The sequence below is a fragment of the Pseudomonas sp. CFBP 13711 genome, assembly GCF_014842265.1.
Taxonomy (GTDB): Bacteria; Pseudomonadota; Gammaproteobacteria; order Pseudomonadales; family Pseudomonadaceae; genus Aquipseudomonas.
Genome location: NZ_JACYVI010000008.1, coordinates 40,782 through 54,249, shown reverse-complemented (window position 1 = coordinate 54,249; position 13,468 = coordinate 40,782). Strand labels below are relative to the sequence as shown.

Sequence of the window (13,468 nt, the reverse complement as noted above, 5' to 3'; positions counted from 1 at the left end):
TGAGCTTGGTCGACTCGGAATCCAGCCCACTCCCACACTATTGGGTTTCGGCTCGAGTTCTCAATCACGCCCCAGGACTGGTGGGAGCGAGCTTGCTCGCGAAGGCATTTTCGCTCCCTATGGAGATGCGCTGAATGTACTGACGCTTTCGTGAGCAAGCTCACTCCCACACTATCGGGTTTCGGCTCGAGTTCTCGGCACGCTCGGGGACGGGTGGGAGTGACCGGGGTCGACTCAAAAACAGGGCGCGCCCCGAGGCTGGTGCACGGGAATGCAGAAGTCCTGCATTCACGCGTCGTCATCGCTACACTCGCGCGCTTGCCCGGGAGTCTTCATGTCCAACTTCTTCAACGACTGGCGTCAGCGCGCGACGCATCGACAGGTGTGGGCGCTGGCGGCGCCGATGATTCTGTCGAATATCTCCGTGCCCCTTGTTTCGCTGGTGGACAGCACGGTGATCGGTCACCTGCCCCACGCTCACCAGCTCGGCGCTGTCGCGGTCGGCGGTACGCTGTACAGCTTTCTCGCGTGGGCGATGGGTTTTCTGCGCATGGGCACGACCGGTTTCGCTGCCCAGGCCGCCGGCCGCAACGACGGAGCGGCGCTGCGCCAGGTGCTGTTGCAGGGCTTACTGCTGGCGATGGGGTTTTCTGTGCTGCTGGGGCTGATCGGCCTGCCGTTCCAGCACCTGGCGCTGGAAATGATGCAGCCCTCGGACGATCTCAACGAGCTGACCCGCGACTTCTTCCATACCCGCCTGTTCGGCTTACCCGCCGCGCTGGCCAGTTACGCGCTGGTGGGCTGGTTCCTCGGGCTGCAAAACGCCCGAGCGCCGCTGGCGATTCTGCTGACCACCAACCTGGTCAACATCGCGCTGAACCTGTGGTTCGTCATGGGCCTGGACTGGGGCGTGGTCGGCAGCGCGCGTGCGTCGGTCATCGCCGAATGGACCGGCGCCCTGCTTGGCCTCGCCCTCACCCACAGAGGTTTGCGCGCATACCCGGGACAGCTGGCAGTGTCCGTACTCAAGCGCTGGCAGAGCTGGCGACCACTGCTCACGGTTAACCGCGACATCTTCATTCGCAGCCTGATCCTGCAATCGGTGTTCTTCCTGATCACGGTGCAAGGCGCTCGACTGGGCGACGCCACCGTTGCGGCCAACGCGCTGCTGCTTAATGGGCTGTTGCTGATGGCCCACGCGCTGGACGGACTGGCCCACGCCGTCGAAGCCCTCTGCGGACACGCCATCGGCGCGCGGGACCGCGGGGCGTTGCGGCGCTCGTTGAATGTCTCGGGAGGCTGGTCGCTGATTTGCAGCGTCGCGTTTGTGGCGCTGTTTCTGCTGGGCGGGCACCTGTTCATCGAGATGCAGACCGACATCACCGCAGTGCGCGACATCGCCTTCGTCTATCTGCCCTATCTCGCCGTGCTGCCCTTTGTCGCGGTCTGGAGTTACTTGCTCGACGGCCTTTTCATCGGCGCCACCCGCGCCCGCGAGATGCGCAATGCCATGGTCGTCACGGCCTTGATCACCGCACCGTTTGCCTGGCTGGCAAGCGGATTCGGCAACCACGGTCTGTGGCTGGCGTTTTTGCTGTTCATGGCATTAAGGGCGCTGACGCTGGGGTATCTGGCGTTGAAGCTCAACCGCAGCGGCGCTTGGTTCAACGGCTGACCGAGACGCTCGACACCGGCGCCTGATCCTGTGCGTGGATAAAGGCTGCGACCTCCTCCAGCACCGGAGCCAGGCTGCGCAATGGGCGGGCAAGTGCACCCACCAGCGTGCGGTGACTGGTGCGAGAGAAATACACCTCGCGCACTGACACGCCCTGAGCGCGCAAACGACTGGCCATGCCCCCCGTGTTGCGTTGCGGGTTCACCTCCGTGTCATCGGCGGAAGCGATCAGCAACGCCGGCGGTGACGCTGCGCTGACATGGTTGATAGGCTGCGAGTCGGGCGGCGAATTCGGGAAGTAAAACACCGGCTTCACTTCCGGGTCGTCGATGGGCAGAAAATCATAGGGCCCGGCCAGACCGATCCAGCCCTTGATGATGGAAGGCGTCGTACCCGCTGCCGCCAGCCATTTTGGGTCCAGAGCAAGCATCGCGGCGTTGTAGGCCCCGGCACTGTGGCCCATCACATACAACTTCCCCGGATCACCGCCGTACTGACGAATGTGCGCGTGGGTCCAGCCCACCGCTTGGGCGCTGTCCTGCAGCAGTTCCTGGTAATGCACTTGCGGGTACAACCGGTAATCGGCAAGCACCGCAACGATGCCCCGGGACGCGAGCGCCTCACCGACGAAGGCGTAGTCACCCCGCGATCCGCTGATCCAGCTGCCGCCATAGAAAAACACGACGACGGGCGCGTCCGGCGCTGCATCTTTGGGCGTGTAGATGTCGAGTTTGTTGCGCGGGTCCGGGCCGTACGCCAAGTCAGACGTTCTGCTGAACGTGCTGCTCGGGGTAAACGCGTTGAGCACCTTCAGCGGCGTGCAAGCCATCAGCAAGGTCATCAACCAGGCGGCGAACACCGCTTTGAGCGCCAGCTTGATCATCATTCATGCTCCCGAAACAGTGAAGGACGCCTGACTGTGCAGACAACGAAAACGGGCCACAAGGGCCCGTTTTTGGGAGTCGCTACCTCATCACGACGACAGGTAGGACGACCGCGTCAGGCCCAGACGCAAGGCATCCAGAAACTGGGTGCGCTCGCGCGGGGTGATCTTGGCGCTGGCGACTTTGTCCCGGTAATGGGTCATCAGTTCTTCCGGCGACAAGTGCACGTAACGCAGCATGTCTTCGATGGTGTCGTGGGTTTCGATCCCGGCCGAATACGCGCTGCCATCCTGGTTCTGGTAGATGTTCACCGAATCGGTGTCACCAAACAGGTTGTGCATGTCGCCGAGAATTTCCTGATACGCGCCGACCAGGAACACGCCCAGCAAGTAGTCCTCACCCTCGTTCAATGAGTGCACCGGCAGGCTGGTCTCGATGCTTTGCTCGTCGACGTACTGATTGATCTTGCCGTCAGAGTCGCAGGTCAGGTCTTGCAGCACGGCGCGACGCAGTGGCTCTTCGTCCAGACGATGCAGCGGAATGATCGGCAGCACCTGATCGATCGCCCAGGTGTCCGGGAGGCTCTGGAACACCGAGAAGTTGCAGATGTACTTGTCGGCCAGCTTGTCGTTGAGTTCGTCGAGCACCTGACGATGGGAACGCTGGCGGGCTTTCAGCGAGTTGTGCAAACGACGGCACACCGCGAAATAGCACTGCTCGCCCAAAGCCTTCTGCGCCAGGGTGATCTTGCCGTCGGAGTACTGCGACGCGATGTCACTCATGTAGTGCGTGGCGCGCCAGTAGGTCTCGGTGACCATTTCGATGTCGGTCGGGCCGAGCAGATCGATCAACCACTGCAGGGTTTCCGGCAGGCTTTCCTTGTCGGTGATTTCAGGCACTTCGTCGTTGTGACGCTCGACGTCGGTGACCTGGATCACCAGCATGGCGTGGTGCGCGGTCAGCGAGCGGCCGCTTTCCGAGAAAATGTGCGGATGCGGCAGGCCCTGGGCGTCGCAGAACTCCTTGAGCATCCCGACCACGACGCCGGCGTAATCGTCCATGTCGTAGTTGATCGAGCTGGCGTTGCGCGAGTGCGTGCCGTCGTAGTCGACACCCAGACCGCCGCCCACGTCGATGTGATCCACCGGCAGGCCAAGGTTGCGCAGCTCGCCGTAGTAACGAATCGCTTCCTTGAAACCGTGCTGGTAGTCCGCCAGGTTGGCGATCTGCGAGCCCATGTGGAAGTGCAGCAGACGAATGCCCTGATCGAGGCCTGCCTTGGTGAAGCGGTCGACGACCGACAGCAACTGCGCGGCGGACAGCCCGAACTTGGACTTTTCGCCACCGGTGTCGGCCCACTTGCTCGACGCCAGGGACGACAGGCGCACACGCAGACCTACTTGCGGCGCGACCTTCAGCTCGGCGGCTTCTTCGATGACCAGTTCGACTTCGGACTCTTTCTCGATGACGATAAAGACGTTGTGGCCCAGCTTCTGACCCATCAAGGCCAGACGAATAAACTCGCGGTCCTTGTAGCCGTTGCAGACGATGGTGCCGCCTTTCGGCGCCAGGGCCAGCACGGCCATCAGCTCAGGCTTGGAGCCGGCTTCGAGGCCGATGGACACGTTTTGCGTGGCGATGATGTTTTCCACCACCGCTTCCTGCTGGTTGACCTTGATCGGGTACAGCGCGGTGTACTTGCTCTGGTATTCCAGGCGGGCGATGTTCTCGTCGAACGCACCGGTCAACTGACGCACGCGGTCCTGCAGAATGTCAGGGAAACGCACCAGCAGTGGCAGGGACAAGCCGCTCTTGCGCAGCTGATCGACCTGCTCGTAAAGATCGATGGGCGAACTGGTCGGCCCATTGGGGCGAACTTCAACGCGGCCGGCTTCGTTGATTGCGAAATAACCGGCCCCCCAATGACGGATCCCGTAGACACTGCGGCTGTCTGCCACGGTCCATTGGCTGCCATCGTCTTTGCGTGTGCGTCGTACGGACATCAAAGTCCCCTATAGAAAAGTCATAAAGCCCCGGCCTGACCGGCTGGGCGCAGTGTAGAGCGTGGAAATGACGGTTTGGCGCCTGCTCGCTGTGGGGCAGTAGACCCGCATTGCGCAGCAGAGTTTGCATGGATGAATGCGGCCAGACCGACGACTAAATCAACGGGCTCGAAACAGTCGGCTCAACCGCCCGACTTCTTCGCCTTGAAACCCTGCTTGACCAACTCGGCCAACAGCGTTTCGACGTGGTCACCCTGGATCTCGATCACGCCATCCTTCAGCGCGCCGCCGGTTCCACACCGTTGCTTGAGGGTCTTTGCCAGGTCCTTGAGCGCGTCTTCGGCCAGCGGAACGCCGGCGACGGTCGTGACAGTCTTGCCGCCCCGGCCTTTGCTTTCGCGGCGCACGCGGGCAATACCATCACCTTCCGGGATGAGCGTGCTTTTGCAGGTACAGGCGTGGACGGGCTGACGGCAGTCGGGACAATGCCGACCGGCGTCGGTTGAAAATACCAGGCCACCGAGGGCGGCGAAGGATGCGGCTTTTTTGGCCACCGGCAATCCTCTTGTTGAGGAGCGAAGTCTGGCCGGCGGGAACCGACCGCGAAGCCCCACTCAGGCAGGGGCAGCGCTACCGGATCGAAAGAACGGTCCGGCGTGAAAAGTCGCGCAGTGTAACGGCAAAAGGCGCCGATGCTAAGAGCAAATATGCGCCAATTTACGGGACTTTTGCGACGCCTTCCAAATAGCGCCTGAAGGCGGCCAGCGAGTCCGGGCAGTAAGGCTTTTCGGTGGTTTCGCGCAGCACCTGATCGATGCTGAGAAAGCGCGCTTCCAGCACTTCTTCCGGCTGCAGTTTCAGCGGTCCGTCCCAGACTGCAGAGAACACCGCGCACCACAGTCGGTTATCCGGCTGATCGAAGAAGAAACGTTCGTGAGGGGTAAGCGGCACGCCAGAGACGCCCAACTCTTCCTCCAGCTCGCGCGCTGCCGAAAGCTCGTAGCTTTCATCGGCCTGTACCATGCCGCCCGCCGCCACATCCCAATACCCGGGATAGATCGCCTTGCTCAGCGTGCGTCGATGCACACACAGCTCACCGGCCGAGTTGAACAGAAGGATATAGGTGCCGCGTCCGATGAGACCGCGCTCACGCAGCTCTGCCCGGGGCAGCGCGCCGAGGGATTGATCGTGACGATCAACCCAGGCAATCAGCTCGGCGTCGGAGGCCGCACGGTGGGCGGCCTCTTGATCGGAAACGCTCATCGATCAGCCTTGGGACAGCAACTGGCGCAGGTCAATCACCGCCGCGTTGGCACGGGACAGGTAGTTGGCCATGACCAGCGAGTGGTTGGCGAAGATACCGAAAGGGCTGCCGTTGAGGATCATCGGGCTCCAGATCGGCTCTTGCGAGGCTTCCAGTTCACGGATGATCTGACGCACGCTGACGGTTGCATTCTTCTTCGCCAGCACATCGGCGAAATCGACTTCGATCGCACGCAGCAGGTGCGACAGAGCCCAGGCCTGACCGCGTGCTTCATAGAAGACGTTGTCGATCTGCATCCATGGGGTTTCAACGATTTCTTCGTCAACCTGCGGCACTTCGCCCGGTTTGACCGTGACCGTGGACTGCGCCTCGGTTTTCAGGGTGCTGTTCAGCTTGACCCGACCGACGCTGGCGGACAGTCGCTGGGACAGAGAACCCAGTCGCGTACCCACGTCGCCCAACCAGTTATTCAGGTTGTCGGCGCGGGTGTAAAACAGCGCGCCCTTTTGATTGGGGTCAGACAGGCGCGCCTGGTAGCGGCTCAACGCAGCGATGCCGTCGCGGTACTGAGACTCGCTCGAAGGCAGCACCCAGCTTTTATTGTCGAAGTTGAACAGTGGCTCGGCGCGCGCCAGATCGCCGTCTTCGGCGGACTGGGATTGCGACCGAGCGAAGTCTTTACGCAGTGCGCGGCTCAGGTCGCGCACCTGGACCAGCACGCCGTACTCCCAGCTCGGCATGTTGTCCATCCACAGGCCGGGCGGCGAACGATCGTTGGAAATGTAACCGCCCGGTTTATCCAGCAAAGTGGACGCGACGGTCTTCAGGGTTTCGACGGTGGTGTAGCCCAACACCATCTGCTTGCCTTCACTTTGTGCGGCGGCCTGGGCTTGCTGCTGGACCGGAAACAGTGGCGGTTCGCTGCTCCACCAGATGCCGAGCACCACGGTGACCACCAGATAAATACCCACCACGGCCCCGACGGCACGACTGAACAACAGGCCGCCCCAATACCCCCGAGAACCCCGAGGAGCCTTGCCCATCGGCTTTTCGTCAACGCGTTCAGTTCCCGCGCTGCCCGAGCGCTTCTTCCAATCCAGCATGGCCTTGTCCTTTCAATCACGGAATTCAGTGCTTCTGACCGCAACCTTACAGCAAGGTGCGTTTGGCAGGAATGTAGTGGCAGGTGCAATTGTTTAGCAGCTGAGTCGAGCGCGTCCCCGGCCAAAGGCACCTTATCCATTCTCCTATCCCGCTATCCGCAGCTACGCTTCCTGCCTTGAACTGAACCAACTGGTTCGAACACTCAAACGGGTTTAAAGATAGAAATTTGACGGATAAAACCGTCAAAAATGACGAGAAAATGACTTGCGGCAATCCTGATCCGGGGAAGTAGTGCTAGCATAGCGCCAGCATTTATATCGGGGTTTCCCCTGTAAAGAAGTCAGCACATGACCGAAGCAGAAGATCCGAGCCGCGACCGGCTCAAACACCACTTTGCCCAACGCGTTATCCATCAGGCCCGTCAGATTCTTGAGGTGTGGCAACGCCTGCAGCAAAGTGAATGGTCGGCAACGGACATGGCTGAACTCAGCGAGGCCAACCAGCGCCTGCTGCGTTTCGCCGAACGCTTCGAGCAGGCCGAACACGTGCAACTGGCGACCGCGATCAACCTGGCGTTGCTTGACGTCGAGGCCAACCGAGGCCGCTTGAGCAGCGCCCTGATTACCGACCTCAATCGTCTGATGCAGCGCCTGTCCCGAACCGGCCTCAGGCACGGCGACCGCCTAGAGCAAACCGCCCTGCCGCCCCTGCGCAAGCCGATCTATATCGTCCTGCAGGATCATGAACGCGGCGAACGTCTGGCCAAGCAGCTGGAGTTCTTCGGCCTGAGCGCGCAGTCACTCGCAAACGTCGACTCCTTCCACATGACCATGGCCGAGCGCTTGCCCGCCGCCGTCGTCATGGATGTCGACTTCGGTGGCCCGGGCCAAGGCCTGAAGCTCGCCACTCAAATGCAGGAGGGACTGGAGCAAAAACTGCCGCTGCTGTTTTTCAGCCATCACGAGACGGACACCCCCACACGCCTTGCGGCCGTGCGCGCCGGAGGGGAAGAATTTCTGACCGGCACGCTTGAGGCCTCCAGCCTGCTGGAGAAGATCGAAATCCTGACCCGGGTGGCGCAGTACGAACCGTACAAGGTCCTGATCATCGATGATTCGCGCGCCCAGGCCACACACACCGAGCGCTTGCTCAACGGCGCCGGAATTGTCACCCGGACCCTGTTCGACCCGATCAAGACCATGGCTGAACTGGCCGAATTTCAGCCTGACCTGATCATTCTCGACATGTACATGCCCGGCTGCACTGGCACCGAGCTGGCCAAGGTGATCCGCCACAATGACCGCTACGTCAGCGTGCCGATCATCTACCTCTCGGCTGAGGACGATCTGGATAAACAGCTGGATGCGATGAGCGAAGGCGGCGACGATTTTCTTACCAAACCCATCAAGCCCCGCCACCTGATCACCACCGTGCGCAATCGCGCGGCGCGGGCGCGCAACCTAAAAGCGCGCATGGTCCGCGACAGCCTGACCGGCCTGTACAACCACACGCACATCCTGCAATTGCTCGAAGATTGCAGCTTCCGCTCGCGGCGGGAGAACAAGCCGCTGAGCTTCGCCATGCTGGACATCGACCACTTCAAGAAGGTCAACGACAGCCACGGCCACCCCATGGGCGACCGTGTGATCAAGAGCCTGGCGCTGTTCCTCAAGCAACGCCTGCGCAAGACCGATTACATCGGTCGCTATGGGGGTGAAGAGTTCGCGGTGGTCATGCCGGACACAGATCTGGCAGCCGCCCACGGCGTGCTCGACGAAATCCGCCAGCGCTTCGCCGAAATCCACTACCCCGCGCAGCCCGTTGATCTGTTCTGCACGTTCAGCGCCGGGGTGGTGGAAATCGCCGAGGACGACGATGCGCTGATGATGGCCTCGCAAGCAGACGAAGCGCTGTACCGCGCAAAAAAGGCTGGCCGCAATCAGGTGCATGGGCTCCAGGAGCGCGTTGCAGTGTCGCCCTTGAGCAAACACACCCAGCCGGACACTGTTTGACCGCTGTTTCCTACATCATTTTCAGACCGAAGCAGACCGAAGAACTCAAGCCCTCCCTGCACGCCCGCAGCCACTCCGCTATCATGCGCGGACTTCTGTGATGCGAGACCGCCATGCGCCGCCTGCTTTGTCTGCTACTGCTGATCTGTGCCCTCCCCGCTGTCGGCGCGAGCTTTCTGGAGAACAGATCGAGCCCCACACTGGGCAGCGCAGCAGTCGACAACAGCAAGGACTTCCTGCCGGTTCGCCAGGCGTTCCAGCTGAACCTGAGCGACACCACCGCTGACTCCATCAAGTTGCAGTTTGTCGCCACCGAAGGCTACTACCTGTATCGCCATCGCTTTCAATTTCGCACCGAGCCCGCCGACATCGGCCTCGGCGCCGCGCAACTGCCAGACGGCGAAAAGAAACACGACGAGTACTTTGGCGACGTCGAGGTCTATCACGGCATTCTCGACGTCAACTTGCCGCGCAACGCCGGGGACGACCGCCCTTTTACGCTAGTCGTCACCTATCAGGGATGCGCGGACAAAGGGCTCTGCTACCCGCCGGAAACCGAGCGCCTGAGCATCGGCGGCAGCGCAACCTCTTCTGCCGACGCATCTGCTGCGGCGCCATCAGGCAATGAGCAACCGTTACCCTCCTTCAGCTGGAAACAACTGGCGCTGTTTTTCCTCGCCGGAGTCGGGCTGACCTTTACGCCGTGCGTATTGCCCATGCTGCCGATCCTCTCCGGCGTGGTCCTGCGCGGGCAGATCGGCGGGCTGCGCGGTTTCTCCATGTCCCTGGCCTACGTGCTGCCGATGGCGATCTGCTTCGCCATCCTCGGCGCACTGATGGGCATGTTTGGCGCCGGTCTCAACCTGCAAGCACGCCTGCAGTCGGCATGGGTCCTCGTGCCGTTCGCCGGGTTCTTTGCGCTCTTCGCTATCGCCATGTTCGGCGCGTTCGAGCTGCGCCTGCCCCGCGCGCTCAATGACCGGCTGGACCGCATCGCAGGCAATACCCAGGGCGGATCCTTGTGGGGAGCAGCGGTTCTGGGCGTGGTTTCAAGCCTGCTGGTCTCGCCTTGTGTCTCAGCACCATTGGCCGGCGCACTGCTTTATATAAGCGCGAGCGGCGATGCGCTGGGCGGGGCTTTGAAGCTGTTCGCTTTGGGCCTGGGCATGGGCGCTCCACTGGTGCTGGTGGCAACGGGTGGCGCGGCGTGGCTGCCGAAAAGCGGGCCATGGCTGGTTGCGGTCAAGAACGCCATCGGCGTGCTGTTGCTGGCCCTGGCCATCGGTTTGCTGAGCCGGGTGATTCCGGGGCAAGCCACGTTGCTGTTGATCGGGCTGCTAGGAGCCGGCGTTGCGATCTTTCTGGGTGCGCTGGAGCTGGGCGAAAAGACCACCCGAGGCCGCATCGCCCAATTGCTGGGTCTGTTCCTGCTGGTGTACGCCCTCGCGTGCTGGTACGGCGCGCTGAGTGGTCAGACTGACCCGATGCGCCCGCTGGGTCAGGCTCAAGTCATTGCGAGCGGCGCCCAGCCAAAGTCCGACAGCCGCTGGCAGACGGTGACCCAGGCGAGTGAACTGGACCGAATTCTTGCGGAGTCCAAAAGCGCAGGTCAGCCGGTTCTGGTCGACTGGTACGCGGACTGGTGCATCAGCTGCAAGGTCATCGAGCACGAAGTTCTGCCGGACCCGAAAATTGCCAGTGAGCTGGGCGCTTTCAGGCTAGTCCGTTTCGACATGACCGACAGTAACGCCGAGCAACGCGCCTTGCTGGATCGCTACAAACTGTTCGGCCCTCCAGCGCTGCTGCTTTTCGGAAAAAACGGCAACGAGCTGGAAAACGTGCGTGTCGTCGGCGAAATCGACGTCGAAGCCTTCGCAGAGCGCCTTTCTAGAGCAAATGACCAAATTTAGCGTCATGGTCACAAACTTCGCGCGAACATCGGGCATCGTGCTGAATATTGTGGGTAACTGGACAGTCCATCGTACTTTCCGGCATAGTCGCTGCCCATCAGCGGCTCACTCTGTGCGTGAGCGTCGAAAACGCGAACAACAAGGAACACTCGATGGCGACTTTTCTGGTTCTTCACGGACCTAACCTGAACCTGCTGGGGACCCGTGAACCGGGGATCTATGGCTCGGTCACGTTGGCCGATATCAACCAGGATCTGGAACAGCGTGCGCGCGAAGCCGGTCACCACCTGATGTACCTGCAGAGCAACGCTGAATACGAGCTGATCGATCGCATCCACGCTGCACGCGATGAAGGCGTGGACTTCATCCTGATCAATCCGGCTGCTTTTACGCACACAAGCGTTGCGATACGTGACGCGTTGCTGGGAGTGAGCATCCCATTCATCGAAGTGCACCTGTCGAACGTGCACAAGCGCGAACCTTTCCGCCATCACTCCTACTTTTCAGATGTTGCTGTAGGCGTGATCTGCGGCCTTGGCGCCAGCGGTTACCGACTGGCCCTGGAGGCCGCCCTGGAACAATTGGCCAAGAGTTCGAAAGCGTGAACGGCACAGTCCCGTACTGAGCCAGACCGCCGGAACCGGCTACCAAATCCCCCTGACCGTCCCTTGGGAGTTGATGATTAATGGATATCCGTAAAGTCAAGAAACTGATCGAATTGCTGGAAGAGTCCGGCATCGACGAATTGGAAATCCGTGAAGGCGAAGAATCCGTACGGATCAGCCGTCACAGCAAGACTCCAGCACAGCAGTACTACGCGCCTGCTCCGGTTGCAGCTCCGTCACCTGCCCCGGTTGCAGCGCCAGTGGCCGCCGCGGAAGCACCTTCTGCTCCGAAGCTCAACGGCACCGTCGTCAAATCTCCAATGGTCGGCACCTTCTACCGCACCCCGGCGCCTGGCTCATCAGCGTTCGTTGAAGTCGGCAAGACCGTCAAGAAAGGCGACACCATCTGCATCGTTGAAGCGATGAAAATGATGAACCACATCGAAGCTGAAGTCAGCGGCACGATCGAATCCATCCTGGTAGAAAACGGTCAGCCGGTTGAGTATGACCAGCCGCTGTTCACCATCGTTTGAACCGGGGAGAGCCTGCGATGTTGGAAAAAGTCCTGATCGCCAACCGCGGCGAAATCGCCTTGCGCATCTTGCGTGCCTGTAAAGAACTGGGCATCAAGACCGTCGCGGTCCATTCCACGGCAGACCGTGAGCTGATGCACCTTGGCCTGGCAGACGAAACCGTCTGTATCGGCCCGGCGCCAGCCAACCTGTCGTACCTGAACATTCCGGCCATTATTTCGGCAGCTGAGCTGACCGGCGCCACGGCGATTCACCCGGGCTACGGTTTCCTCGCGGAAAACGCAGACTTTGCCGAACAGGTCGAGAAATCCGGCTTCGCGTTCATCGGCCCGAAAGCCGAAACCATTCGCCTGATGGGTGACAAGGTTTCCGCCAAAGACGCCATGAAGCTTGCCAAGGTGCCAACCGTTCCCGGTTCCGACGGCCCGTTGCCGGAAGACGAAGAAACCGCGCTGCGCATCGGCCGTGAAGTCGGCTATCCGGTGATCATCAAAGCCGCTGGCGGCGGCGGTGGTCGCGGCATGCGCGTGGTGCACAAGGAAGAAGACTTGATCGAAGCGGCCAAGCAGACCCGTGCTGAAGCGGCTGCCTGGTTCAGCAACCCGATGGTCTACCTGGAGAAATACCTGACCAACCCACGTCACGTGGAAGTGCAGGTGATTTCCGACGGTCAAGGCCACGCGATCCACCTGGGCGATCGCGACTGCTCCCTGCAGCGCCGTCACCAGAAGGTCCTGGAAGAAGCGCCGGCGCCCTTCATCGACGAACAAGCCCGCAAGGACGTGTTCGCGGCATGCGTCAAGGCGTGCATCGACATCGGCTACCGTGGCGCTGGCACGTTCGAGTTCCTGTACGAGAACGGCCGCTTCTACTTCATCGAAATGAACACCCGTGTTCAGGTGGAGCACCCGGTATCGGAAATGGTCACAGGTATCGACATCGTCAAGGAGATGCTCAGCATCGCCGCCGGCAACAAGCTGTCGTACACCCAGGATGACGTGGTCATCACCGGGCATGCGCTGGAATGCCGGATCAACGCTGAAGACCCGAAAACCTTTGTTCCGAGTCCGGGCCTGGTCAAGCATTTCCACGCGCCGGGCGGCAACGGCGTGCGTGTGGATTCGCACCTGTACAGCGGCTACAAGGTTCCGTCCAACTACGACTCGCTGATCGGCAAGCTGATCACCTGGGGCGCCACTCGCGATGAAGCCATGGCGCGCATGCGTAACGCCCTGGATGAAATCGTGGTCGACGGCATCAAGACCAACATCCCGCTGCACCGTGATCTGACCCGCGATGAAGGCTTCTGCGAAGGCGGCGTCAACATTCACTACCTGGAACACAAGCTGGCCGCTGACAAGCATTGATCCGCCAGTAAGTGCGACAGACCAACAAAGCCGCTCTCGAGCGGCTTTGTTGGTTTTAGCAGGACCGGCATCGCTGCGACACCCGCTTTGTTGTTTCCCCGCGAACCCCGT

Annotated in this window: 11 protein-coding genes; 6 read left to right on the top strand and 5 right to left on the bottom strand. The window is 61.1% G+C overall.

Annotated features, from left to right (window positions below):
* The first annotated feature begins 334 nt into the window (after window positions 1-334).
* The gene (locus IFT47_RS16025; RefSeq protein WP_192173427.1) at window positions 335-1,675 is read left to right on the top strand and encodes an MATE family efflux transporter; all 1,341 of its coding nucleotides are present in this window, start codon (window positions 335-337) and stop codon (window positions 1,673-1,675) included.
* Here the strand turns inward: IFT47_RS16025 and IFT47_RS16020 are convergent.
* The 5 genes from IFT47_RS16020 to IFT47_RS16000 form a co-directional block, all read right to left on the bottom strand.
* On the bottom strand, window positions 1,665-2,558 hold the full coding sequence (locus IFT47_RS16020) for an alpha/beta hydrolase (RefSeq protein ID WP_192173473.1): 894 nt from the start codon (window positions 2,556-2,558) through the stop codon (window positions 1,665-1,667). The genes IFT47_RS16025 and IFT47_RS16020 overlap by 11 nt on opposite strands.
* Before the next feature lie 90 nt (window positions 2,559-2,648).
* Window positions 2,649-4,562, bottom strand: coding sequence for an arginine decarboxylase (speA, locus tag IFT47_RS16015; RefSeq protein WP_074890462.1), 1,914 nt, complete (start codon window positions 4,560-4,562; stop codon window positions 2,649-2,651).
* A gap of 182 nt (window positions 4,563-4,744) precedes the next feature.
* Window positions 4,745-5,116 (bottom strand): translation initiation factor Sui1, encoded by a 372-nt coding sequence (locus tag IFT47_RS16010; RefSeq protein WP_192173428.1) that lies wholly within the window; start codon window positions 5,114-5,116, stop codon window positions 4,745-4,747.
* Between the two features lie 163 nt (window positions 5,117-5,279).
* On the bottom strand, window positions 5,280-5,825 hold the full coding sequence (locus IFT47_RS16005; protein WP_192173429.1) for an NUDIX hydrolase: 546 nt from the start codon (window positions 5,823-5,825) through the stop codon (window positions 5,280-5,282).
* 3 nt (window positions 5,826-5,828) lie between these two features.
* Window positions 5,829-6,929: a DUF2333 family protein gene (locus IFT47_RS16000; protein WP_192173430.1), complete on the bottom strand. Its 1,101-nt coding sequence runs from the start codon at window positions 6,927-6,929 to the stop codon at window positions 5,829-5,831.
* A 348-nt stretch (window positions 6,930-7,277) separates the two neighbouring features.
* On the opposite strand from IFT47_RS16000, the gene IFT47_RS15995 reads away from it, so the two are divergent.
* The 5 genes from IFT47_RS15995 to accC all read left to right on the top strand — a co-directional run bounded on the left by IFT47_RS15995 (window position 7,278) and on the right by accC (window position 13,357).
* On the top strand, window positions 7,278-8,942 hold the full coding sequence (locus tag IFT47_RS15995) for a GGDEF domain-containing response regulator (protein WP_192173431.1): 1,665 nt from the start codon (window positions 7,278-7,280) through the stop codon (window positions 8,940-8,942).
* A gap of 113 nt (window positions 8,943-9,055) precedes the next feature.
* On the top strand, window positions 9,056-10,852 hold the full coding sequence (locus IFT47_RS15990; protein WP_192173432.1) for a protein-disulfide reductase DsbD: 1,797 nt from the start codon (window positions 9,056-9,058) through the stop codon (window positions 10,850-10,852).
* A gap of 152 nt (window positions 10,853-11,004) precedes the next feature.
* The gene (gene aroQ, locus IFT47_RS15985) at window positions 11,005-11,457 is read left to right on the top strand and encodes a type II 3-dehydroquinate dehydratase (RefSeq protein WP_192173433.1); all 453 of its coding nucleotides are present in this window, start codon (window positions 11,005-11,007) and stop codon (window positions 11,455-11,457) included.
* A gap of 80 nt (window positions 11,458-11,537) precedes the next feature.
* Window positions 11,538-11,990 carry an acetyl-CoA carboxylase biotin carboxyl carrier protein gene (gene accB / locus IFT47_RS15980; protein WP_192173434.1) on the top strand — a complete coding sequence of 151 codons (453 nt, stop codon included), beginning with the start codon at window positions 11,538-11,540 and terminating at the stop codon, window positions 11,988-11,990.
* Between the two features lie 17 nt (window positions 11,991-12,007).
* The gene (accC, locus tag IFT47_RS15975; protein WP_192173435.1) at window positions 12,008-13,357 is read left to right on the top strand and encodes an acetyl-CoA carboxylase biotin carboxylase subunit; all 1,350 of its coding nucleotides are present in this window, start codon (window positions 12,008-12,010) and stop codon (window positions 13,355-13,357) included.
* Window positions 13,358-13,468: the final 111 nt, after the last annotated feature.

Coding starts and splice junctions, on each gene's coding strand:
- speA (WP_074890462.1), bottom strand. CDS start 4,562: ATGTCCGTACGACGCACACGCAAAGACGATGGCAGCCAATGGACCGTG.
- IFT47_RS16025 (WP_192173427.1), top strand. CDS start 335: ATGTCCAACTTCTTCAACGACTGGCGTCAGCGCGCGACGCATCGACAG.
- accB (WP_192173434.1), top strand. CDS start 11,538: ATGGATATCCGTAAAGTCAAGAAACTGATCGAATTGCTGGAAGAGTCC.
- IFT47_RS15990 (WP_192173432.1), top strand. CDS start 9,056: ATGCGCCGCCTGCTTTGTCTGCTACTGCTGATCTGTGCCCTCCCCGCT.
- accC (WP_192173435.1), top strand. CDS start 12,008: ATGTTGGAAAAAGTCCTGATCGCCAACCGCGGCGAAATCGCCTTGCGC.
- IFT47_RS16000 (WP_192173430.1), bottom strand. CDS start 6,929: ATGCTGGATTGGAAGAAGCGCTCGGGCAGCGCGGGAACTGAACGCGTT.
- IFT47_RS16005 (WP_192173429.1), bottom strand. CDS start 5,825: ATGAGCGTTTCCGATCAAGAGGCCGCCCACCGTGCGGCCTCCGACGCC.
- aroQ (WP_192173433.1), top strand. CDS start 11,005: ATGGCGACTTTTCTGGTTCTTCACGGACCTAACCTGAACCTGCTGGGG.
- IFT47_RS16020 (WP_192173473.1), bottom strand. CDS start 2,558: ATGATCAAGCTGGCGCTCAAAGCGGTGTTCGCCGCCTGGTTGATGACC.
- IFT47_RS15995 (WP_192173431.1), top strand. CDS start 7,278: ATGACCGAAGCAGAAGATCCGAGCCGCGACCGGCTCAAACACCACTTT.